Here is a 20722-nt window from a genome sequence, read left to right on the forward strand (position 1 = left end):
TAGTCGCGCCGCTTTGGAGAGTGACGATCGCTCCGCTAGGTTCTCCTCGCCGATCCGGACCCAGGAGCGTCGTCGTGAGCAATTCGCCGTACGGGACGTATGAGCCGCAGGAAACGCTCGTCGCGCTCGGAACATACGAACCACCGCCCGGCCCGCACCCGCACGCGGACACCTACCGCCCCGGCTACGAGTCGATGGAGACCCAGCCCGCCTGGCCCGTGCCCGAAGCGCTGCTGCCGCGCCCGTCCGCCCCGGCCGCAGACCCCGCCCCGCAGACCGCGGGGCGCGCCGAGGCCCGCAGAGCGGCCCGGCGCAGGAAACGGCCCGAACGGCCCGAGACCCTCAGGCGCCTGCTGCCGCAGGCCCTCGTCGTCGCGTTCCTGGCCGGCGGAACCACCGCCTTCGTCGCCGCCGACAAGACGATCCAGCTCAGCGTCGACGGCAGGCCGCGCACCCTGCACACCTTCGCGGACGACGTCAGCGAGCTGCTCGCCGACGAGGGCGTCGACGTCGGCCCGCACGATGTCGTCGCCCCCGCCCCCGGGACCGCCCTGTCCAGCGGCGACGAGGTCGCCGTGCGCTACGGCAGGCTCGTCCACCTCACCCTCGACGGGGAGCGCCGCAAGGTGTGGACCACCTCGGCCACCGTCGACGGCGCCCTGCACCAGCTCGGCGTCCGCGCCGAGGGCGCCTACCTCTCCACGTCCCGCTCGCGCCGCATCGCCGGCGACGGCCTCGCGCTCGACGTCCGCACCGAACGCAGCGTCACGGTCATGGCCGACGGCCGCGAGCGCACCATCCGCACCAACGCCGCCACCGTCCGGGACGCCGTCGACGAGGCGGGCATCTCGCTGCACGGCCAGGACACCACGTCCGTGCCGCAGGACAGCTTCCCGCGCGACGGACAGACGATCAGCGTCATGCGCATCAAGGGCAGCAGGGAGGTGCGCGAGGAGGTCATCGCGTACGTCGTGGAGCGCATCCTGGACCCGACCCTGTTCCGCGGCACCGAGGTCGTCGAACGGGCGGGCCGCCAGGGCGCCCGGCGCGTCACCTACGCCCTGCGCACCGTCAACGGCGTCAGGCAGAAGCCGCGTCGCCTGAGTGCCGAGGTCGTGCGTGAGCCCCGCAGCCGGCTCGTGAAGGTCGGCACCAAGCCCCCGCCGTCCTCCGTCGCCGGTGCCGACGGCCTGCACTGGAGCGAACTCGCCCGGTGCGAGTCCGGCGGGCGCCCCGGCGCGACCGACTCCACCGGCACCTACGGCGGCCTCTACCAGTTCGACGTACAGACCTGGCGCAGCCTGGGCGGCGGCGGCCGGCCCCAGGACGCGTCCGCCTCCGAGCAGACGTACCGGGCGAAGAAGCTGTACGTGCGGCGCGGCGCGAGCCCGTGGCCGCACTGCGGTGGCCGCCTGCACGGGTAGCCGGGGTGGTGCGGGGGCCCGCGGTCCGGTCGGGACCCGGCCGCGGCGCCCCGTACCCTGAGACCGTGAGCACCACTGACCCCCAGGGCCCCCTGCTTGGCCCCGCCGACATCCGCGAACTGGCGGCAGCCCTGGGCGTGCGGCCCACGAAACAGCGCGGCCAGAACTTCGTCATCGACGCCAACACGGTCCGCCGCATCGTCCGCACCGCGCAGGTCACCCCCGAGGACAACGTCGTCGAGGTAGGCCCCGGCCTCGGCTCGCTGACCCTGGCGCTCCTGGAGGCGGCGGCCCATGTCACCGCCGTCGAGATCGACGACGTGCTCGCCGCCGCGCTGCCCGCGACGATCGAGGCCCGCCTCCCGCAGAAGAAGGACGCCTTCGCGCTCGTCCACTCCGACGCGATGCAGGTACGCGAACTGCCGGGCCCCGCGCCCACGGCGCTCGTCGCGAACCTGCCCTACAACGTCGCCGTGCCGGTCCTGCTGCACATGCTCGACACGTTCCCCACCATCGAGCGCACGCTCGTCATGGTGCAGGCCGAGGTCGCCGACCGCCTCGCGGCAGCCCCCGGCTCGAAGGTCTACGGCGTCCCGTCGGTCAAGGCCAACTGGTACGCGGACGTGAAGCGCGCCGGCTCCATCGGCCGGAACGTCTTCTGGCCCGCGCCGAACGTCGACAGCGGTCTTGTGGCCCTGGTCCGGCGCACCGAGCCGGTGGCGACGACCGCCTCCAAGCGCGAGGTCTTCGCCGTGGTCGACGCCGCTTTCGCCCAGCGCCGCAAGACCCTGCGCGCCGCCCTGTCCGGCTGGGCCGGATCGGCCGCCGCCGCCGAGGCCGCCCTGGTCGCGGCCGGTGTCTCCCCGCAGGCGCGCGGCGAGGCCATCACGGTCGAGGAGTTCGCGCGGATCGCGGAGAACAAGCAGTGAGCGTGACGGTACGGGTCCCCGCGAAGGTCAACGTCCAGCTCGCGGTGGGCGCCGCCCGCCCCGACGGCTTCCACGGCCTCGCCAACGTCTTCCTCGCCGTCGGCCTCCACGACGACGTCACGGCGACCGCCGCCGACGAGCTGACCCTCACCTGCGAGGGCCCCGGCGCGGACCAGGTCCCGCTGGACCGCACCAACCTCGCGGCCCGCGCCGCGATCGCGCTGGGCGAGCGGTACGGGATCGAGCCCCGCGTCCACCTCCACATCGACAAGGACATCCCCGTCGCCGGCGGCATGGCGGGCGGCTCTGCGGACGCCGCAGGCGCGCTCGTGGCCTGCGACGCACTGTGGGGAACCGGTGCCACCCGGGACGAACTCCTCGACATCTGCGCCGAGTTGGGCAGCGATGTGCCGTTCAGTCTGGTCGGCGGGGCGGCGCTCGGCACCGGACGCGGCGAGAAGCTTCAACTCCTGGACGTGGGCGGCGAGTTCCGGTGGGTGTTCGCGGCCGCCGACGGAGGGCTCTCGACGCCCGCCGTCTACGGCGAGTTCGACCGCCTCGCACAGGGGCGCGCGATCCTCGAGCCGGAGGCCTCGCCCGCCCTGCTCGACGCGCTGCGTCGCGGCGACGCGAGCGCGCTGGCCGCGACGCTCACGAACGACCTCCAGCCTGCCGCGCTCTCCCTGTTCCCCGCGCTGAAGGACACCCTCGACGCGGGCACGGCGGCGGGCGCCCTCGCGGGCCTCGTCTCCGGCTCGGGCCCGACCACGGCGTTCCTCTGCGCGGACGAGGAGTCGGCGCGGGCGGTCGCCGCCGCCCTCACGGCGTCCGGCACCTGTCGCTCCGTGCGGGTCACGACGTCTCCGGCGCAGGGCGCGACGGTCGTCCAGCGCTGACGCAGCCGGACGTACTCACGGGTAACTGAGTACGTCCGCGCTGTCGGCCGCAACGGGCGCTGCGGCACCGTGGTCCCCATGACCACCGACATCACGAGCGCCGGGCGCCGGCGCCGCAGACGACGTATCGGCCGGGGGCAGGTCCTTGTACCGCTCGGCGCGATCGCCCTCGTCGGGCTGCACTCCGCGCTCGCCACCCGCGGCCACCTCCTGCCTCCGCCCGCCGGTGGCGGCTGGCAGGGCAGGGTGGCGCGGCCGCGCGAGGTCGCCGCGGTGCTCAGCCGGGCAGGCGCAGGCCCCCGCAGCCGTGCCGCTCGACGGCGCGCCGCACGAAGGCCCTGAACGCGGCCGTCGCGAACTTCTCGGCATGGGGCGTGGCGTCGCACAGCGCAAGCCGTCGCGGCACCCGCACCCCGCACCCCCGTCCGTCCCGCCCGTGTCCGAGCTGTCACAACGAAGGCGCAGGCCGGCCGATCCCTCGCGGCGACTACGCTGGAAGACTGATCCACCCCCTTGTCAGGAGCGAAATGGCAGTCAACCTGGTCAATGTCGAGGCAGTCAGCAAGGTGTACGGCACCCGTGCCCTGCTCGACGGCGTATCGCTCGGCGTGTCCGAGGGGGACAGGATCGGTGTCGTCGGGCGTAACGGCGACGGCAAGACCACCCTCATCCGGATGCTCGCCAAGCTGGAGGAGGCCGACACCGGCCGCGTCACCCACAGCGGTGGCCTGCGCCTCGGCGTCCTCACGCAGCACGACTCCCTCGACCCCGAGGCGACCGTCCGGCACGAGGTCATCGGCGACCTCGCCGACCACGAGTGGGCGGGCAACGCCAAGATCCGCGACGTGCTCACCGGTCTCTTCGGCGGACTCGACCTGCCCGGCTTCCCACAGGGCCTCGACACGGTCATCGCGCCGCTGTCCGGCGGCGAGCGCCGCCGCATCGCCCTCGCCAAGCTCCTCATCGGCGAGCCCGACCTGATCGTCCTCGACGAGCCCACCAACCACCTCGACGTCGAGGGCATCTCCTGGCTGGCGAGGCACCTCCAGGCCCGCCGCTCCGCCCTCGTCTGCGTGACCCACGACCGCTGGTTCCTCGACCAGGTCTGCACCCGCATGTGGGACGTGCAGAAGGGCGACGTCTTCGAGTACGAGGGCGGCTACAGCGACTACGTCTTCGCACGCGCCGAGCGCGAGCGCATCGCGGCGACCGAGGAGACCAAGCGGCAGAACCTGATGCGCAAGGAGCTGGCCTGGCTGCGCCGCGGCGCCCCGGCCCGCACCTCCAAGCCCCGCTACCGCATCGAGGCCGCCAACGAGCTCATCGCCGACGTGCCGGAGCCGCGCGACAAGAGCGAGCTGATGAAGTTCGCCAGCTCCCGGCTCGGCAAGACGGTCTTCGACCTCGAGGACGTCACCGTGCAGGCCGGTCCCAAGGTGCTCCTCAAGCACCTGACCTGGCAGCTCGGCCCCGGCGACCGCATCGGCCTCGTCGGTGTGAACGGCGCGGGCAAGACCTCCCTGCTGCGCGCCATGGCGCAGGCCGCCCGCACCGACGGCGAGGAGCAGCCCGCGGCGGGCCGCGTCGCCGTCGGCAAGACCGTGAAGCTCGCCTACCTCTCCCAGGAGGTCGCCGAGCTCAACCCCGAACTGCGCGTCATCCAGGCCGTGCAGCAGGTCCGCGACCGTGTCGACCTCGGCAAGGGCCGTGAGATGACCGCGGGCCAGCTCTGCGAGACCTTCGGCTTCAACAAGGAGAAGCAGTGGACGCCCGTCGGTGACCTCTCCGGCGGTGAGCGCCGCCGCCTCCAGATCCTGCGCCTGCTCATGGACGAGCCGAACGTCCTCTTCCTCGACGAGCCGACGAACGACCTCGACATCGAGACCCTCACGCAGCTGGAGGACCTCCTCGACGGCTGGCCCGGCTCCATGGTCGTGATCTCCCACGACCGGTTCTTCATCGAGCGCACCACGGACCGCGTGTTCGCCCTGCTCGGCGACGCCGCGCTGCGGATGCTGCCGCGCGGCATCGACGAGTACCTGGAGCGCCGCCGCCGCATGGAGGAGGCTGTCGCCGCCTCGATGACGGCCGCCGCCCCGGCTCCCGCCGCGGGCGCGCCGGAGAAGACGGTGTCCGCCGCGGACGCCCGTGCCGCGAAGAAGGAACTCCAGAAGATCGAGCGGCAGATGGACAAGATGTCCGAGAAGGAGACCAAGCTGCACGCACAGATTGCCGACAACGCCACGGACTTCGCGAAGGTGGCCAAGCTGGACGCGGAGCTGCGTGAACTGGTCGGGGAGCGCGAGGAGTTGGAGATGCGCTGGCTCGAGCTCGCGGAGGACGCGTGAAGCTCCAGTAACAGACCCATCACGGGCCGGTGCTCCCTTGGGAACAGGGGAGCGACCGGCCCGATGTGCTACTGCACAGGGTGATAGAAAGGTCGCTCTGGGAATTGCCTGAGAACGACCAGAGAACGTCCTGAAATCGACCAGGCGAGCAGACACATCAGTGAAGACGGGGGGAGCGCTGATGACTCAGCCGCCCAATCAGCCGCCGCAAGGCGGCTTCGGAGCACCACAGGATCCACAGCAGCCGCCGGCCCAGCCGCCGCAGCCTCCGGGGCAGCCGCCGCAGACGCCGCCGGCCCCGCAGCCCGGATACGGCTACCCGCAGCAGCCGGGCCCGTACGGTCAGCCCCCGCAGGGCGGCCCCTACGGTCAGCCCCAGCAGCCGGGTCCCTACGGTCAGCCGCAGCAGCAGCCGGGGCCCTACGGTCCGCCTCCGCAGCAGCCCGGCCCGTACGGCGCGCAGCAGCCCGGCCCCTACGGGCAGCAGCCCCAGTACGGCTACCCCCAGCAGCAGCCCCCGTTCCCCGGTGGCCCCGCGGCCCCGGGCGGCGGCGGCAAGAATCCCTTCAAGGGCCGGACCGGGATCATCGTGGCCGCCGCGGTGGCCGTCGTCGTGATCGCCGGCGGTGTGGTGTGGGCGGTCGTGGGCGGCGGTGACGACAAGAAGAAGGACCCCGTCGCCGACAAGAGCCAGGACCCCAAGCCCACCGGTTCCGCGCCGGTCGACCCGGGTGACGGCTCCGGTGACGGACGCGACGGCAAGGAGGATCTCAACGCGGGCCGCCAGGCCGGTGAGTCGAAGGTCCTCTGGTACAAGACGGCGCCCAAGGCCCCCGGCGACGGCGCGGACGCGCCCGGCATGTGGGTCACCGACACGCTCGCCGCGAAGGCGGTCTACAACGAGCTCGTCGCGTACAACATCTCGGACGGCAAGCCGAGTTGGCCGACGATCACGCTGCCGCACAAGATCTGCGGCGCCAGCGTGCAGAAGTCGGACGACGACAAGGTCGCCCTCGCGTACATGAGCGGTGTCACCGACCGGGCCAAGTGCAACCAGGTCCAGCAGATCGACCTGAAGACCGGCAAGAAGGACTGGGAGAAGAAGATCCCCGAGGGGGACCTCTTCGACGGCACCGGTACCGGCGTCGAACTCACGTACGCGGGCAGCACGTTGATGGTCGGCCGCCAGATGTCCGGCCTCGGCCTGAGCGTCAGCGACGGCAAGCAGCTCTTCGAGAAGAAGAAGTACGGCGCGGCCTGCTTCCCCGGCGCGTTCGCCGGCGGTGAGCGCCTCCTGGCCGTCTCCTCGTGCGGAGCCTCCACGGACAAGGAGCACGACGAGATCCAGGAGCTGGACCCGGCGACGGGCAAGGCGAAGTGGACCAAGCCGTTCCCCAAGGGCTGGAAGGTCGCCCGCGCCTACTCCGTCTCGCCGGTCGTCCTCTACCTCACCAACGAGGACAAGAAGAAGTGGAACATCACCACGCTGAAGAACGGCAGCAGCGCGGTGCGTTCCGAGGTCTCGGTCGACGAGGACTTCGCGCCCGAGTGCGGCTGGGCGATCCTCGACCGTGACCTCCAGGGCTGCACGGGCGTCGCGGCCGACACCAACACCCTGTACCTGCCGACCAAGGCCACCAGCGGCACCGCCAACGAGGTCGTCGCGATCAGCCTGGAGACCGGCAAGGAGCGCTGGCGCGCGAAGTCGCCGGTGGCGCAGAACATGCTGCCGCTGAAGACCTCGGGCGGCGCGGTGATCGCCTACGTCAACGCCTCGTACGACGCCGGAGGCCGGGTCGTGTCGATCGCGACGGCGGGCTCGCACACGCCGAAGACGCTGCTGCAGAACCCGGCGGGAACCGCGCAGATCGAGAACGGCTTCTACTCCAAGGCGATCGACTACGTCGACGGGCGCTTCTACATCTCCACGACGCGTCTGTCCGGCACCGCCAAGGGCGAGGAGAAACTGATGCTGGCGTACGGCAAGTGACCGCCGCAGCCCCAGTGACCGCCCACCGCACCGCCGCCCGCTCCTTCTCCCCGTCACCCGAGGTACAGACGTCATGACGCAGCCGCCCCAGCCGCCCAACGAGCCGCCGCAGGGCCCGCCGCCGGTGGGCTTCGGCAAGCCGCAGGACCCGCCGCCCGGAGGGTTCGGCGCTCCGCAGGACCCCCCGCCCGGAGGGTTCGGCGCGCCCACGCCGCCGCCCCCGCCCGGGCAGCAGCCCGGCTACGGCTACCCGCAGGCGCCCCAGACGCCGCCTCCGGCCCAGCCGCCGACGCCGCCGCAGGGCCCGCCCGGCGGCTACGGCCACCCGCAGCCGCCGGCCCCCAACTACGGTTACCCGCAGGCCCCCCAGGGCCAGCCGCCGACGCCCCCGCAGGGCTACGGCTACCCGGGCCAGCAGCCGCCGCAGTACGGCGCCTACCCGCCGCCGGTCACCACGCCCATGCAGGCGGCGGGCGGCGGCGCCGGCAAGAAGATCAGCTCCCAGATGATGATCATCATCGGCGCTGTCGTCGCGGTCGCCCTGATCATCGGCGGCGGCGTCTGGTACTCGGCCTCGTCCGGTGGCGACAAGATCGACGCCAGCACCGCGGGCCCGACCGGTGGCACCGGCGGCAAGGGCGACGGCGGGGACAAGGGCGGCTCCGGCGGCACCACCACCGGCGGCGCGAGCAAGGAGAAGGTCCCGGGGAACACCAGCTCCCAGGTCCTCTTCCAGCTGCCCCAGCACGAGGTGCCCAAGGACGAGGTGTTCAGCACCAAGGGCTCCTGGCTCACGGACACGACGTACGCCAAGGCGGGTGTGGGCGAGATCAACGGCTACGCCGCGGACACCGGCAAGAGGTCCTGGACGCTCCCGCTGCCCGGCCAGACGTGCGGCGGCGCCCCCGAGGTCACCCAGGACGGCCTGAGCGCGGTCATCAGCGAGGCGGCCCCGCGCAAGCCCAAGGAGTACGAATACCAGCCGTGCACCAAGATCACGGTCTTCAACGTCGACACGGGCAAGAAGCTGTGGACGAAGAGCGTCGGCAGCGGCGGGCGTGACATCCCGTTCAAGGAACTGTCGATCACCGGCTCCACGCTGGCGGTCGGCGGCGGCTACGACGGCGGCGCGGCCTTCGACATCAAGTCGGGCAAGATCCTGTGGCAGCCGCAGACCGGCTCCTGCGAGGACGTCGGCTACCGCGGCGGCGAGCAGCTGGTCGCCGTGCGCAAGTGCGGTGACTACGGCGACGAGAAGCACCAGGTGCAGCTCCTCGACCCGGCGACGGGCAAGCCGAAGTGGACCTACAAGATCCCGGCCGACGTGAACGTCATCTCCGTCGTCTCCACCAAGCCGGTCACCTTCGTGATCGCCACCGGCGAGGAGGTCGAGATGTCGGACCTGTTCTCCCTCGACGACACCGGCAAGCTGCGCGCCAAGGTCTCGCTGGAGAAGGACCGGTACGACTTCGACTGCGAGGTCGGCGAGATGCACGGCTGCCGTGGCATCACGGTCGGCAACGACCGCGTCTACATGCCGACCCGCGAGCACGACGGCGGCGGCGCGTCCGGCCAGACCAACGAGATCGTGTCGTTCTCCCTGGCGAACGGCCGGCTCACCGGCGACCGCGTCGACGGCGGCGAGTACACGCTCTTCCCGGTCCGCATGGACGGCGGGAACGTCCTGGCGTACAAGGACGGCCCCTACGACAAGGGTGCCGAGATCGTCACGATCGACCCGAAGACGCTGAAGCAGAAGACGCTCCTGGTCACTCCGGCGACGGAGGCCGTGACCAGTGTCATCAGCAGCATGACCCCCACCCAGTCCGAACTGCTCTACACCGACGGCAGGCTGGCCATGGGCAAGGAACTGATCTCCAAGCCGTACTCGGCGGACGAGAAGGAGTACGAGGCCGTGGTCTTCGCGGCGAAGTGACTCCGGGCCGCTCACCGCGGCCACGCGACGGCCCCGCACCCGGACGGCAGATTCCAGGGATCGTTGCAACACACGGTCGGTTGATCAGGTCGTGAGCAGTTTATGCAGACGCTCGGCTGGGGTTTCCCAGCCGAGCGTTTTGCGTGGGCGACCGTTGAGTTCTGCGGCGATGGCGGTGAGGTGTTCGTGGGGGTGGACCGCGAGGTCGGTGCCTTTCGGAAAGTACTGCCGTAGCAGGCCGTTGGCGTTCTCGTTCGATCCACGCTGCCAGGGGCTGGCCGGGTCGCAGAAGTAGACCGGTATGCCGGTGGCGACGGTGAAGGAGGCGTGGGCGGCCATCTCCGATCCCTGGTCCCAGGTCAGGGACCGCACCAGGTGACTGGGCAACGTCTGGACGGTGTCGACCAGTGCGTCGCGGACGTGCTCGGCGCTGCGGCCCTGGGGCAGGTGCAGCAGCATCACATAGCGGGTCGCTCGCTCGACCAGGGTGCCGATCGCGGAGCCGCCGTCTTTGCCGATGATGAGATCGCCCAGCCAGTGACCGGGAACGGCCCGGTCCTCGGCCTCGGCCGGCCGGTCGCTGATCATCACCATGGGGTCGATGAACCGCTTCTGCCGTTGCTGGGCCTGACGGCGCGGCTTGCGGCGGGCTCGCCCGGTGCGCAGGGCCCGGGCCAGCTCACGGCGCAGTTCACCCCGGCCCTGAATGTAGAGCGCCTGGTAGATCGTCTCGTGGACCACGTGCATCTCCGGCCGGCTCGGGAACCGTGTCCGCAAAGCCTGGCAGACCTGTTCCGGGCTCCAGCGCAGATTCAGGCGGTCCTGGATGAAGGCGCGCAGTTCGGGATTGCAGCCGATCTTCCCCGGCTTGGGGCGTGGGCGGCGCTCGTCAGCGCTGACCTGGGCGGCGTGCGGACGGTAGTGCCTGTTGCCGCGGGAATCGGTGGCGCTGTTGCGGCGTATCTCCCGGCTGATGGTGGACGGGCTGCGGCCCAGCTCAGCTGCTATCCGGCGGACGGACGCGCGTTCCTGCAGCCGGTCGGCGATGAAAAGCCGGTCGTCCTGGCGCAGGTAACGCGACGGTCCCTGAGTAGGCAAGGGACGACGCACCGCCGGATAGGTCCCCGTCGTGCCCCTCGCGTTCCGGCCGTTCCGCCAGCGTTTGCCGGTCCGGTAGTTGATCCCCACGATCCGGCACGCGTCATAGCTGGTCAGGCCCTGGTCCATGAGCCGGAAGTATTCCTCCCGCTCACGAACCAGGGCTCTGGGACCCCGAGACTTACCCCGGTCCTCCCGAATCTCGAAGTCCATCGCACCCCTTGAACTGGGGTGTTGCAACGACCACTAGAACCTGGGGACAGGGTGCGGGGCCGTCGGCATATGCGCCGCCCGCCGGGAGATTCCGGCATTCCGGGTCACTTCTCACCCGTAGGGGAAGCGCAACGCCGAACGAGCGTGTAGCTTCCGGGAGATGGAGGAGGTCGGGGAGTCGGGGGGCTTTCCGCATCAAGGGGGTTCTGGGGGTCCCACGGGATCCCGGGGATGTGGGGGGATGACTCTATGGGTGTGCGGCTCATGGTGGTCGACGACCATCGACTGCTCGCCGAGGCGCTCGCCTCGGCTCTCAAGCTGCGCGGGCACCGGGTGCTCGCGGCGGCCGCGCCCGCCGCGGGAGCGGCCGAGCTGGTGATCTCGAGGGCGCCCGAGGTCTGTCTCATCGGTACGGCGACGCCCGCGGAGCCGGGCATCTTCGACCCGATCGTGCGCATCAAGCGGGAGCGCCCGCAGGTGGCGGTGGTCGTCCTCGGGCCCGTGCCGTCACCGCGCGGGATCGCGGCGGCGTTCGCGGCCGGCGCCTCCGGCTACGTACGGCACGACGAGCGGATCGAGGGGGTCGAGCGCGCCCTCATGAAGGCCCGGGCGGGAGAGGCGGCCGTGGCGCCGCAGCTGCTGCAGGGGGCCTTCAGCGAGCTGCTCAATCCGGCCGCGCAGCCCGACGACGAGGGGCAGCGGCTCCTGCAGATGCTGACGCCGCGCGAGGTCGAGGTCCTGATGCGGGTCGGGGACGGCGAGGACACCCGGCTGATCGCGGCCGGCATGGGCATCGCCCCGAGCACGGCCCGTACGCATGTGCAGCGTGTCCTGATGAAGCTGGGGGTCGGCTCGCGGCTGGAGGCGGCGGCGCTGGCCGCGCGCACGGGGCTCCTCGACCGGGCGGGGCCGGTGCAGGTGACGAGCCACCCCGACCACCCCGGCATGCCGCAGGGGCCGGAGTCACCTGTGCGGTGAACTCCGGCCCCTGGCGCGCTGGTTACTCGGCGGCGTCGGGCGTCGGCGGGGCCGTCGGCCGCAGCTTCAGCCACACCAGGAAGAACAGCCCGAGGGCGAGCATGCCGAGGCCCGTCCACAGGTTGATGTTGATGTTCTCGGCCTTCTTCAGGTCCGCGTCGGACGCCGTGATGCCGGCGATCGTGACGATGACCCCGTAGACCGCGAACAGTCCGCCGATGATGCGCCGGATGTCGAAGAGCCGCGCCGCGGTCGCGGACTTGCGCTCCAACTCGGTTACTTCGTTGTGGAGTTCAGACATGGTTGATCGCGCCTCCGATCAGAGGGAGAAGGGGACGTAGCACAGTGCGGCGAGGACGATCGCGCCCCAGCCGAGCAGCGCGGGCTTGCGGTACCAGGCGTCGTCGCCCTCGGCGGGCGGCTCCTCCAGGCCCGGCGCCGTCGTCCCGTACACGAGGCCCGCGAGCTCGGCCTCCGGCTTGGGCGCGGTGAACAGGGTGACGACGACCATGACGACCGCACCGGCGACGAAGCCGACGATCGCGGACACGAAGTTGGCGCCCTGGTCGGTCGGGATGTCGATGACGCCCTGCTTGTAGATCCAGAAGTAGTTGACCATCGCGGCGGTGGTGCCCGCGAGCAGGCCCCACACGCCGGACTTCACCGAGGCGCGCTTCCAGAACATGCCGATGATGAAGACGACGAACATCGGGACGTTGAAGAACGAGAACAGCGTCTGGAGATAGCCCATGATGTTCGAGAACGACGAGGCGATGAACGCCGTGCCGATCGACGCGAGGACACCGACGGCCGTGATGAGGCGGCCGAACTTCAGGTAGTACGCGTCGGGCTTGCCGGTCTTCACGTACTTGGCCCAGATGTCGTACGTGAACACGGTGTTGAAGGACGACACGTTCGCCGCCATGCCCGCCATGAACGCGGCGAGCAGACCGGTCACCGCGATGCCGAGCACGCCGTTGGGCAGCAGCTCCTGCATCAGGTAGGGGATCGCGTCGTTGTACGTCAGGCCCGAACCGGCCATGCCGATCTTCGGAACGAGCACCGCGGCGACCATGCCCGGGATCATCACCAGGAAGACGATGAAGATCTTCGGGAACGCGGCGATGAGCGGGGTGCGCTGGGCGGCGGAGAGGTTCTTCGCGGACAGGGCGCGCTGCACCTCGGCGAAGTTCGTCGTCCAGTAGCCGAAGGAGAGCACGAAGCCCAGGCCGAGGATGATCGTCAGCCAGTTCGCGCCGAGCGGGTTGGCCTCACCGATGCCCGTACCGCCCCAGGCGGAGAGGAAGTTGTCGCCGTGCGCGCTCTTCAGGGAGTCGGTCATGCCACCCCAGCCGCCGACCCGCTTGAGGCCGATGATGCAGAGGGGGATGAGCGCGGCGAGGATCACGAAGAACTGGAGGACCTCGTTGTAGATCGCCGAGGAGAGTCCGCCGATGGTGATGTACGCGAGCACGAACAGACCCGCGACGACGATCGCCAGCCACTGCGGCCAGCCGAGCAGCGCCTCCACGACGATCGACAGGGCGTACAGGTTCACGCCCGCGATCAGGATCGCCGCGAAGGCGAAGAGTATGGAGCTCAGCAGGTGCGCGCTCTTGTCGAACCGCTGGAGCAGGTACTCGGGGACCGAGCGCACCTTGGAGCGGTAATAGAAGGGCATCATCACGAGGCCCAGGAAGACCATCGCCGGGATGGCGCCGATCCAGTACCAGTGGACGACCGAGACGCCGTACTGCGCGCCGGTCGCCGCCATGCCGAGGATCTCGGTGGCGCCCAGGTTGGCCGCGACGAACGCCAGACCGGTCACCCAGGCGGGCAGGGAGCGGCCCGAGAGGAAGAAGTCGAGGCTGGTCTTCACGGAGCGCCGGGCGGCGAACCCGATGCCGAGGACCACGGCGAAGTAGATCGCCAGGATCGCGTAGTCGAGGCCGTTGGTGGGCAGCCGGAGCCCCGCGGCCAGGGTTTGTGTGGGGGACAGCATGGAGAACTCGCTTCGTTGCGCGAACTGATCAGACCGGAACCTACGCGTCTATGTTCAATAAATGAACACTTCCGCTGAGGTTCTTTGTTTGATTGTGATGCGAGTGACACGTCACGCACGGAAGGATGCGTCCGTGGCCTTGACCATCCCGTTGAAGCGTGCTTTGTTATGTTTGATTATGTTGAGTTGATGCGAATGAGGAGCATCGGACGTGAAGAAGACGTCGACCCGGCTTGCCGACGGTCGCGAGCTCATCTACTACGACTCGCGTGACGACGTCGTGCGGGACGCGGTGGACCGGCGTCCGCTGGACCCCGTCGCCTCCTCCTCGCAGATCCGCCGCGACCCCCTCCTCGGGGACAGCGTCGCCATCGCCTCGCACCGCCAGGGCCGCACCTACCACCCGCCGGCCGACGAGTGCCCCCTGTGCCCGTCCGAGGACGACCGGCTCAGCGAGATCCCCGACTCCTCGTACGACGTGGCGGTCTTCGAGAACCGCTTCCCCTCGCTCGCCGGGGACGCCGGCCGCTGCGAGGTCGTCTGCTTCACCTCCGACCACACGTCGTCCTTCGCCGACCTCACCGAGGAACAGGCCGGGCTCGTCCTGGAGGCCTGGACCGACCGCACCGCCGAGCTGTCCCACCTGGACTCCGTGGAGCAGGTGTTCTGCTTCGAGAACCGGGGCGCCGAGATCGGCGTCACCCTCGGCCACCCGCACGGCCAGATCTACGGCTACCCGTTCACCACGCCGCGCACCGCCCTCATGCTGCGCTCGCTCGCCGAGCACAAGGAGCAGACCGGCGGCCGCAACCTCTTCGACGACGTACTCGCCGAGGAGCGCGCCGGCGAGCGGGTCGTCCTCGAGGGCGACCACTGGGTGGCCTTCGTCCCGTACGCGGCCCACTGGCCCTACGAGGTGCACCTCTACCCCAAGCGCCGCGTGCCCGACCTGCTCGCCCTCGACGACGGCGCGCGCACAGAGTTCCCCCAGGTTTATCTGGAACTCTTGAGGCGCTTCGACCGGCTCTTCGGAACGGGGGAGTCCCCGACGCCGTACATCGCCGCCTGGCACCAGGCGCCGTTCGGCACCCTGGACGACTTCCCCGGCGTCCAGCGGGACGACTTCGCGCTCCACCTCGAGCTTTTCACCATCCGCCGCACTTCCGGCAAGCTGAAGTTTCTCGCGGGTTCCGAATCCGGCATGAGCGTGTTCATCAACGACGTGCCGCCGGAGACCGCGGCCGAGAGACTGCGAGAGGTAGCGAGTACATGAGCGGGAAGTACCTGGTCACCGGCGGCGCGGGATATGTGGGCAGCGTGGTCGCGCAGCACCTGGTCGAGGCGGGGCACGACGTCACCGTGCTCGACAACCTCTCGACCGGCTTCCGTGAGGGCGTGCCCGCAGGGGTGACGTTCGTCGAGGGCGACATCCGCGACGCAGCCAAGTGGCTCGACCCGTCCTTCGACGCCGTCCTGCACTTCGCCGCGTTCTCCCAGGTCGGCGAGTCCGTCGTGAAGCCCGAGAAGTACTGGGACAACAACGTCGGCGGCACCATGGCGCTGCTCGCCGCGATGCGCTCGGCGGACGTCCGCAAGCTCGTCTTCTCCTCCACCGCGGCGACGTACGGGGAGCCCGTCAGCACCCCCATCACCGAGTCCGACCCCACCGCCCCCACCTCGCCGTACGGCGCCTCCAAGCTCGCCGTCGACCACATGATCACCGGGGAGGCGGCCGCGCACGGGCTGGCCGCCGTGTCGCTGCGCTACTTCAACGTGGCGGGCGCCTACGGCAGCTGCGGCGAGCGCCACGACCCCGAGTCGCACCTCATCCCGCTCGTCCTCCAGGTCGCCCAGGGCCGGCGCGACGCGATCTCCGTATACGGCGACGACTACCCGACGCCCGACGGCACGTGCGTGCGCGACTACATCCACGTCGCCGACCTCGCCGAGGCCCACCTGCTCGCCCTGGACGCCGCCCGCCCCGCCGAGCACCTCATCTGCAACCTCGGCAACGGCAACGGCTTCTCCGTGCGCGAGGTCATCGAGACCGTCCGCCAGGTGACCGGCCACCCGATCCCCGAGGTCACCGCCCCGCGCCGCGGCGGCGACCCGGCCGTCCTCGTCGCCTCGGCCGCCACCGCGCGCGAGCGCCTCGGCTGGAACCCGTCCCGCGCGGACCTCGCGGGAATCGTCGCCGACGCCTGGGCCTTCGCCCAGGCACGCCAGGAGGGGTAAGTCATGTCCGTCGCCTCGCAGTTCAGCGAACTGTACGGATACGAGCCCGAGGGAGTCTGGGCCGCGCCCGGACGCGTGAACCTCATCGGCGAGTACACCGACTTCAACGAGGGCTTCGTGATGCCGCTCGCGCTGCCGCACACCGCGGTGGCCGCCGTCGCGCGCCGTACCGACGGCATCCTGCGGCTGCACTCCGCGGACATCGACGCGCCGATCGCCGAACTGCGGGCCGACGAACTGACCCCGCTCTCCGAGTTCGGGCAGGGCGGCTGGGCCGCGTACCTGGCGGGCGTCGTATGGGCGCTGCGCGAGGCCGGGCACACCGTCACCGGCGCCGACATCCACCTCGCGTCGACCGTGCCGACCGGCGCGGGCCTGTCCTCGTCGGCCGCGCTCGAGGTCGTCACGGCGCTCGCGCTCAACGACCTGTTCGAACTGGGGCTCACCGGGCCCGAGCTGGCGCGGATCGCGCAGCGTGCGGAGAACGACTTCGTGCGCGTGCCCTGCGGGATCATGGACCAGATGGCGTCCGCGTGCGCCACCGAGGGCCACGCCCTGCACCTGGACTGCCGCGACCTGTCCGTCCGCCAGGTCCCCTTCGACCTGGCCGCCCACGGCCTCCAGCTCCTCGTCGTCGACACCCGCGTCAAGCACGAGCTCGGCGACGGCGCGTACGCGGAGCGCCGCGCGGGCTGCGAAGAGGGCGCCCGCGCGCTCGGCGTCTCCCACCTGCGCGACGTGTCCTACGCCGAACTGCCTCAAGCGCTCGCCGAGCTGACGGACCTCACCGACGAGCGGATCGTGCGCTACGTCCGCCACATCGTCTGCGACGACCACCGCGTCGAGCGGGTCATCGAGCTCCTCGACGCCGGCGACGTACGGGCGATCGGCCCGGTCCTCACCGAGGGCCACGTCTCGCTCCGCGACGACCTGCGCATCTCCTGCGCCGAGCTGGACCTGGTCGTCGACACCGCGAACGCGGCGGGCGCGCTCGGCGCCCGGATGACCGGCGGCGGCTTCGGCGGCTCGGCGATCGTCCTGGTGGAGGAACCGGACGCGGACGCGGTGACGAAGTCGATCACAGAGGCGTTCGCCGCGGCGGGCTGCACGGCGCCACGAGTCTTCCCGGCGGTCCCGTCAGCAGGAGCCCACAGACTCACTCCAGCGGCTTCGTAGGTGCGAGCTCCCTGATCCCCGGCGGACGGCCGGGGATCAGCCGAGCCGCTTGTGAGGGTGAACTCGGTGAACTCCTTGATCCCTGGCGGGTAGTCGGGGATCACGCACACGAGTTCGTAGCCGTGCTGGCGGTAGAAGCCAGGCGCTTGGCTGTGTCTCATAGTGCGCTCCGCGCACGGGCCCAGGTCTCCTCGGGTGGGCCGGGTGTGTTCAGTCGAGCCGCTTGGTGAGGGTGAACTCCTTGATACCTGGCGGGTAGTCGGGGATCACGCACACCAGCTCGTAGCCGTGCTGGCGGTAGAAGCCCGGTGCTTGGAAGTCCCAGGTCTCCACTCGGGCGCCGCGGCAGGCGCGGTCCTCGTGGGCGATGCGTTCAGCCTCTGCGAGGAGGCGGGAGCCCAGGCCCTTCGTGCGGTGGCGGTCGTCCACCCAGAGCAGGTTCACGTGGAGCCAGGTCGCCCAGGTGTGTCCGTCCAGGCCGCCGGCGATCTCGCCGCTCTCGTCCAACGCCCATACCTGGAGCGGAACTTCGCGGTCCTCGGACGTTCCGCGCAGCGACCTGAGCTCCGCCGACGCCGCGGTATTCGCCTCACGCAGCCGGAAGTGAAGAAGATCGCGCCGCTGTTTGTCGACTTCTGTCTCAATACGAAACATACGCCTCACCATAAACGCGCGGGCCAATCAGTTCTGCAAATTGCCTTCCGCTCCTGGCGCGCAGCCCTACTCTGAGGGGCAGCGCCGGTGGGGGCCGGTGCTGTTCAGGGGGCGAGACAGCCGGGTACGCGCCCGGAGTGGGGGTGGCGGTACGAGTACGGCGGCGGCCGTGCGACCGCGTCGACCTGCCTCTTCGGGCGCCGTACCCGTGCCGGACAGCCTCCCGGCGCCGGGGAATCCCCTGCTCCGCGAGGAGCTTGGGGGAGGGGGTTATACACGTGGTTCGCATCCGAGTCCTGGTCGTCGACGACCACCGCATCTTCGCCGAGTCGCTCGCCGCGGCTCTCGCCGCCGAGCCCGACGTGGACGTGTCCGCGGCCGGCAGCGGCCCCGCCGCACTGCGCTGCATGGACCGCGCGGCTGCGGAAGGGCGCCGTTTCGACGTCCTCCTCGTGGACGCCGACCTGGGGGCGGCCCTGCACGGCCCGCGCCCGGCGATGGCCGTGCCCGACGCGGCGCCCGGCCAGGACGGCCTGGTCGACGGGATCTCCCTGGTGGCGGGCGTCCGTTCGGGCCAGCCCACCGTCCGGACGGTGGTCCTCGCCGAGAAGGACGACCCGCGCCGCGCGGCGCTCGCGCTCCAGGCGGGCGCCTCCGGCTGGGTCGCCAAGGACTGCTCGCTCTCGCGGCTGCTCACGGTCATCCGGGGCGTCCTGCGCGACGAGACGCATCTGCCGCCCGCCTTGCTCACCAGCGTCCTGCGGGAGCTGACCGCGGCCCGCAAGCACCGCACCGATTCGGAGCGCCTGGTGGAGTCCCTGACGCCGCGGGAGCGCGAGGTGCTGCGCTGCATGGTCGCGGGTCTCGGCCGCAAGGCGGTCGCCGAGCGCCTCTTCCTGTCCCCGCACACGGTCCGTACGCACATGCAGAACGTGCTCGGCAAGCTCGGGGTGCACTCCACGCTCGCGGCGGTGGCTCTGGCGCGCAGGGCCGGGGTCGGGCCCGCGGACCTGGAAGCGGCGTCGTAGGGGAACGCGTACGGCTGGGGCCCTAGCCGGGGATGTTGTCGAACGGCGCGGTCAACTGCCGCAGCAGGCCCGCCAGTTCACCGCGCTGGGTGCGGGACAGCTCCGCGAGGATCGCCCGCTCCTGTGCGAGGAGGCCGGCGAGTGCCTGGTCGGCGCGGTCCTGCCCCTCGGTCGTCAGCCGGACGAGGACGCCCCGCCGGTCACTCGGGTCGGGGAGGCGCTCGACGAGACCCTTCTTGGCGAGCCGGTCGATGCGGTTCGTCATCGTGCCGGAGGTGACGAGGGTCTGCGTGAGGAGCTGTCCGGGGGAGAGCTGGTAGGGGGCGCCGGCCCGCCGCAGGGACGTCAGTACGTCGAACTCCCACGGCTCCAACTGGTGCTCGGCGAACGCCAGGCGCCGGGCCCGGTCAAGATGACGCGCCAGCCTGCTGACCCGACTGAGCACCTCGAGGGGCTCCACGTCGAGGTCAGGGCGCTCTCGACGCCACGCTGCGACCAGCCGGTCGACCTCGTCCTCCATGACGATCAGTCTAGTGGGTCCCTCGACATGAAGTCTCTTGAATTCAACTATCTTGACATCGAGATAAATCCGGGAGGATCCTGGCCGCCATGAGCGCACCCACCTGGGACCCCCAGCAGTATCTCCGGCACGCGGACCACCGCACACGCCCCTTCGCCGATCTCCTCGCCCGCGTCCAGGGCGCCCCCGCGAGGATCGCCGACCTCGGCTGCGGCGCCGGCAACGTCACCGCCCTGCTCGCCGAGCGCTGGCCGAAGGCCAGGATCACCGGCTACGACAACTCCCCGCAGATGCTGGAGAAGGCCGCCGCCCACGCTACCGACCTGCTCGACTTCGCCCCAGCCGACGCGGCCACCTGGACCCCCGGCGAGCCCTTCGACCTGATCGTCTCCAACGCCCTGCTCCAGTGGGTCCCCGGCCACACGGGCCGCTTCCCCGAGTGGCTCGCCGGCCTCACCCCCGGTGGCACCTTCGCCTTCCAGGTCCCCGGCAACTTCGACGCCCCCAGCCACGTCCTCATGCGCGAACTCGCACAGTCGGCGCGGTGGCGGGACCGGCTCGGCGACACCCTGCGCCACGCGGACGCCGTCCACACCCCGGAGCAGTACCTGAACGAGCTCACCGCGCTCGGCTGCCACGCGGACGTCTGGGAGACGACGTATCTGCATCTCCTCCAGGGCGAGGACCCCGTCCTCGACTGGGTCAAGGGCACGGGCCTGCGCCCCGTCCTGACCGCCCTCGCGGACGATCCGGAGGCCACCGACGCATTCCTGACCGCCTACCGCGCCCTGCTCCGCACCGCCTACCCCGCGACACCCCACGGCACGGTCTTCCCCTTCCGCCGCCTCTTCGCGGTGGCCCGCAAGCCGGCCGACGCCTGATGCTCCGGGCCCTGGACCACGTACAGCTCGCCGCCCCCGCGGGATCGGAGGACGCGCTGCGCCGGTTCTACGGGGACGCGCTCGGGATGACTCAGACGCCGAAGCCCCCGGCGCTGGCGGCGCGCGGCGGCTGCTGGTTCGAAGCGGGCCAGGTGCGCCTGCACCTGGGGATCGAGCGGGACTTCCGGCCGGCCCGCAAGGCCCACCCGGGGCTGCGGGTCACGGGGATCGAGGCCTACGCGGCGCGGCTCGCGGCGCACGGTGTGCGGATCACCTGGGACGGGGACCTGCCGGGTCACCGCCGGTTCTACGCCGACGACCCGGTGGGCAACCGGCTCGAATTCCTCGAACCGATCGCGCCCTGAGCCTGCGTGAGCCGAGACCCGGTCCGGTGGCGGGACACGCCGCCTCGGT

18 protein-coding genes and 1 pseudogene are annotated in these 20722 nt (G+C 71.0%); 14 read left to right on the forward strand and 5 right to left on the reverse strand.

Annotated elements, in window-relative coordinates:
- Positions 1 to 74: 74 nt before the first annotated feature.
- The 7 genes from OG758_RS28600 to OG758_RS28630 all read left to right on the forward strand — a co-directional run bounded on the left by OG758_RS28600 (position 75) and on the right by OG758_RS28630 (position 9523).
- Positions 75 to 1424, forward strand: coding sequence for a ubiquitin-like domain-containing protein (locus tag OG758_RS28600; RefSeq protein ID WP_326712581.1), 1350 nt, complete (start codon positions 75 to 77; stop codon positions 1422 to 1424).
- 65 nt (positions 1425 to 1489) lie between these two features.
- Complete coding sequence (gene rsmA, locus OG758_RS28605) at positions 1490 to 2353, forward strand: 16S rRNA (adenine(1518)-N(6)/adenine(1519)-N(6))-dimethyltransferase RsmA (RefSeq protein ID WP_227295208.1); 864 nt, start codon at positions 1490 to 1492, stop codon at positions 2351 to 2353.
- Entirely contained in the window at positions 2350 to 3249 is a 900-nt protein-coding gene (locus OG758_RS28610) for a 4-(cytidine 5'-diphospho)-2-C-methyl-D-erythritol kinase (RefSeq protein ID WP_326712582.1), read from the forward strand. Before rsmA ends, OG758_RS28610 begins: the two co-directional genes overlap by 4 nt.
- Before the next feature lie 78 nt (positions 3250 to 3327).
- Entirely contained in the window at positions 3328 to 3591 is a 264-nt protein-coding gene (locus OG758_RS28615; protein ID WP_326712583.1) for a hypothetical protein, read from the forward strand.
- A gap of 185 nt (positions 3592 to 3776) precedes the next feature.
- Positions 3777 to 5597, forward strand: coding sequence for an ABC-F family ATP-binding cassette domain-containing protein (locus OG758_RS28620; protein WP_326712584.1), 1821 nt, complete (start codon positions 3777 to 3779; stop codon positions 5595 to 5597).
- 181 nt (positions 5598 to 5778) lie between these two features.
- Entirely contained in the window at positions 5779 to 7587 is a 1809-nt protein-coding gene (locus OG758_RS28625) for an outer membrane protein assembly factor BamB family protein (protein ID WP_326712585.1), read from the forward strand.
- A 73-nt stretch (positions 7588 to 7660) separates the two neighbouring features.
- Complete coding sequence (locus OG758_RS28630) at positions 7661 to 9523, forward strand: outer membrane protein assembly factor BamB family protein (protein WP_326712586.1); 1863 nt, start codon at positions 7661 to 7663, stop codon at positions 9521 to 9523.
- Between the two features lie 84 nt (positions 9524 to 9607).
- On the opposite strand, the gene OG758_RS28635 is transcribed toward OG758_RS28630, so the two are convergent.
- Positions 9608 to 10834 carry an IS30 family transposase gene (locus tag OG758_RS28635; protein ID WP_326712587.1) on the reverse strand — a complete coding sequence of 409 codons (1227 nt, stop codon included), beginning with the start codon at positions 10832 to 10834 and terminating at the stop codon, positions 9608 to 9610.
- Between the two features lie 249 nt (positions 10835 to 11083).
- Here OG758_RS28635 and OG758_RS28640 point away from each other — a divergent pair, with 249 nt between their 5' ends.
- Positions 11084 to 11812: a helix-turn-helix transcriptional regulator gene (locus OG758_RS28640; protein WP_326712588.1), complete on the forward strand. Its 729-nt coding sequence runs from the start codon at positions 11084 to 11086 to the stop codon at positions 11810 to 11812.
- A 22-nt stretch (positions 11813 to 11834) separates the two neighbouring features.
- On the opposite strand, the gene OG758_RS28645 is transcribed toward OG758_RS28640, so the two are convergent.
- Entirely contained in the window at positions 11835 to 12113 is a 279-nt protein-coding gene (locus tag OG758_RS28645; protein WP_227295200.1) for a hypothetical protein, read from the reverse strand.
- Between the two features lie 18 nt (positions 12114 to 12131).
- Positions 12132 to 13814, reverse strand: coding sequence for a sodium:solute symporter family protein (locus OG758_RS28650; RefSeq protein ID WP_266563290.1), 1683 nt, complete (start codon positions 13812 to 13814; stop codon positions 12132 to 12134).
- A gap of 211 nt (positions 13815 to 14025) precedes the next feature.
- Here OG758_RS28650 and galT point away from each other — a divergent pair, with 211 nt between their 5' ends.
- From galT to galK, 3 genes are read left to right on the forward strand one after another with little or no spacing between them, the layout of a single operon-like run.
- Positions 14026 to 15087, forward strand: coding sequence for a galactose-1-phosphate uridylyltransferase (gene galT, locus OG758_RS28655; RefSeq protein WP_326712589.1), 1062 nt, complete (start codon positions 14026 to 14028; stop codon positions 15085 to 15087).
- Positions 15084 to 16049: a UDP-glucose 4-epimerase GalE gene (gene galE / locus OG758_RS28660; RefSeq protein ID WP_266563293.1), complete on the forward strand. Its 966-nt coding sequence runs from the start codon at positions 15084 to 15086 to the stop codon at positions 16047 to 16049. Before galT ends, galE begins: the two co-directional genes overlap by 4 nt.
- A 3-nt stretch (positions 16050 to 16052) precedes the next feature.
- On the forward strand, positions 16053 to 17225 hold the full coding sequence (gene galK, locus OG758_RS28665; RefSeq protein WP_326712590.1) for a galactokinase: 1173 nt from the start codon (positions 16053 to 16055) through the stop codon (positions 17223 to 17225).
- A gap of 210 nt (positions 17226 to 17435) precedes the next feature.
- On the opposite strand, the gene OG758_RS28675 is transcribed toward galK, so the two are convergent.
- The gene (locus OG758_RS28675; protein WP_326712591.1) at positions 17436 to 17891 is read right to left on the reverse strand and encodes a GNAT family N-acetyltransferase; all 456 of its coding nucleotides are present in this window, start codon (positions 17889 to 17891) and stop codon (positions 17436 to 17438) included.
- A gap of 266 nt (positions 17892 to 18157) precedes the next feature.
- Here OG758_RS28675 and OG758_RS28680 point away from each other — a divergent pair.
- A pseudogene (locus OG758_RS28680) lies at positions 18158 to 18968 on the forward strand (LuxR C-terminal-related transcriptional regulator); the annotation flags it as partial.
- Here the strand turns inward: OG758_RS28680 and OG758_RS28685 are convergent.
- Entirely contained in the window at positions 18930 to 19427 is a 498-nt protein-coding gene (locus OG758_RS28685) for a MarR family winged helix-turn-helix transcriptional regulator (RefSeq protein WP_100596154.1), read from the reverse strand. The pseudogene OG758_RS28680 and the gene OG758_RS28685 overlap by 39 nt on opposite strands.
- An 89-nt stretch (positions 19428 to 19516) precedes the next feature.
- Here OG758_RS28685 and OG758_RS28690 point away from each other — a divergent pair, with 89 nt between their 5' ends.
- The gene (locus OG758_RS28690) at positions 19517 to 20308 is read left to right on the forward strand and encodes a trans-aconitate 2-methyltransferase (RefSeq protein WP_326712593.1); all 792 of its coding nucleotides are present in this window, start codon (positions 19517 to 19519) and stop codon (positions 20306 to 20308) included.
- Entirely contained in the window at positions 20308 to 20673 is a 366-nt protein-coding gene (locus tag OG758_RS28695; protein ID WP_326712594.1) for a VOC family protein, read from the forward strand. The genes OG758_RS28690 and OG758_RS28695 overlap by 1 nt, the downstream gene beginning before the upstream one ends.
- Positions 20674 to 20722 lie beyond the last annotated feature (49 nt).

Source organism: Streptomyces sp. NBC_01474, assembly GCF_035918215.1.
GTDB classification, from domain to species: Bacteria; Actinomycetota; Actinomycetes; order Streptomycetales; family Streptomycetaceae; genus Streptomyces; species Streptomyces aureus.

What these genes read in the sequence shown, in the direction of transcription:
- OG758_RS28615 (WP_326712583.1), top strand. Translation starts at nt 3,328, where the DNA reads ATGACCACCGACATCACGAGCGCCGGGCGCCGGCGCCGCAGACGACGT.
- OG758_RS28620 (WP_326712584.1), top strand. Translation starts at nt 3,777, where the DNA reads ATGGCAGTCAACCTGGTCAATGTCGAGGCAGTCAGCAAGGTGTACGGC.
- OG758_RS28625 (WP_326712585.1), top strand. Translation starts at nt 5,779, where the DNA reads ATGACTCAGCCGCCCAATCAGCCGCCGCAAGGCGGCTTCGGAGCACCA.
- OG758_RS28630 (WP_326712586.1), top strand. Translation starts at nt 7,661, where the DNA reads ATGACGCAGCCGCCCCAGCCGCCCAACGAGCCGCCGCAGGGCCCGCCG.
- OG758_RS28635 (WP_326712587.1), bottom strand. Translation starts at nt 10,834, where the DNA reads ATGGACTTCGAGATTCGGGAGGACCGGGGTAAGTCTCGGGGTCCCAGA.
- OG758_RS28640 (WP_326712588.1), top strand. Translation starts at nt 11,084, where the DNA reads ATGGGTGTGCGGCTCATGGTGGTCGACGACCATCGACTGCTCGCCGAG.
- OG758_RS28645 (WP_227295200.1), bottom strand. Translation starts at nt 12,113, where the DNA reads ATGTCTGAACTCCACAACGAAGTAACCGAGTTGGAGCGCAAGTCCGCG.
- OG758_RS28650 (WP_266563290.1), bottom strand. Translation starts at nt 13,814, where the DNA reads ATGCTGTCCCCCACACAAACCCTGGCCGCGGGGCTCCGGCTGCCCACC.
- galE (WP_266563293.1), top strand. Translation starts at nt 15,084, where the DNA reads ATGAGCGGGAAGTACCTGGTCACCGGCGGCGCGGGATATGTGGGCAGC.
- galK (WP_326712590.1), top strand. Translation starts at nt 16,053, where the DNA reads ATGTCCGTCGCCTCGCAGTTCAGCGAACTGTACGGATACGAGCCCGAG.
- OG758_RS28675 (WP_326712591.1), bottom strand. Translation starts at nt 17,891, where the DNA reads ATGGTGAGGCGTATGTTTCGTATTGAGACAGAAGTCGACAAACAGCGG.
- OG758_RS28685 (WP_100596154.1), bottom strand. Translation starts at nt 19,427, where the DNA reads ATGGAGGACGAGGTCGACCGGCTGGTCGCAGCGTGGCGTCGAGAGCGC.
- OG758_RS28690 (WP_326712593.1), top strand. Translation starts at nt 19,517, where the DNA reads ATGAGCGCACCCACCTGGGACCCCCAGCAGTATCTCCGGCACGCGGAC.
- OG758_RS28695 (WP_326712594.1), top strand. Translation starts at nt 20,308, where the DNA reads ATGCTCCGGGCCCTGGACCACGTACAGCTCGCCGCCCCCGCGGGATCG.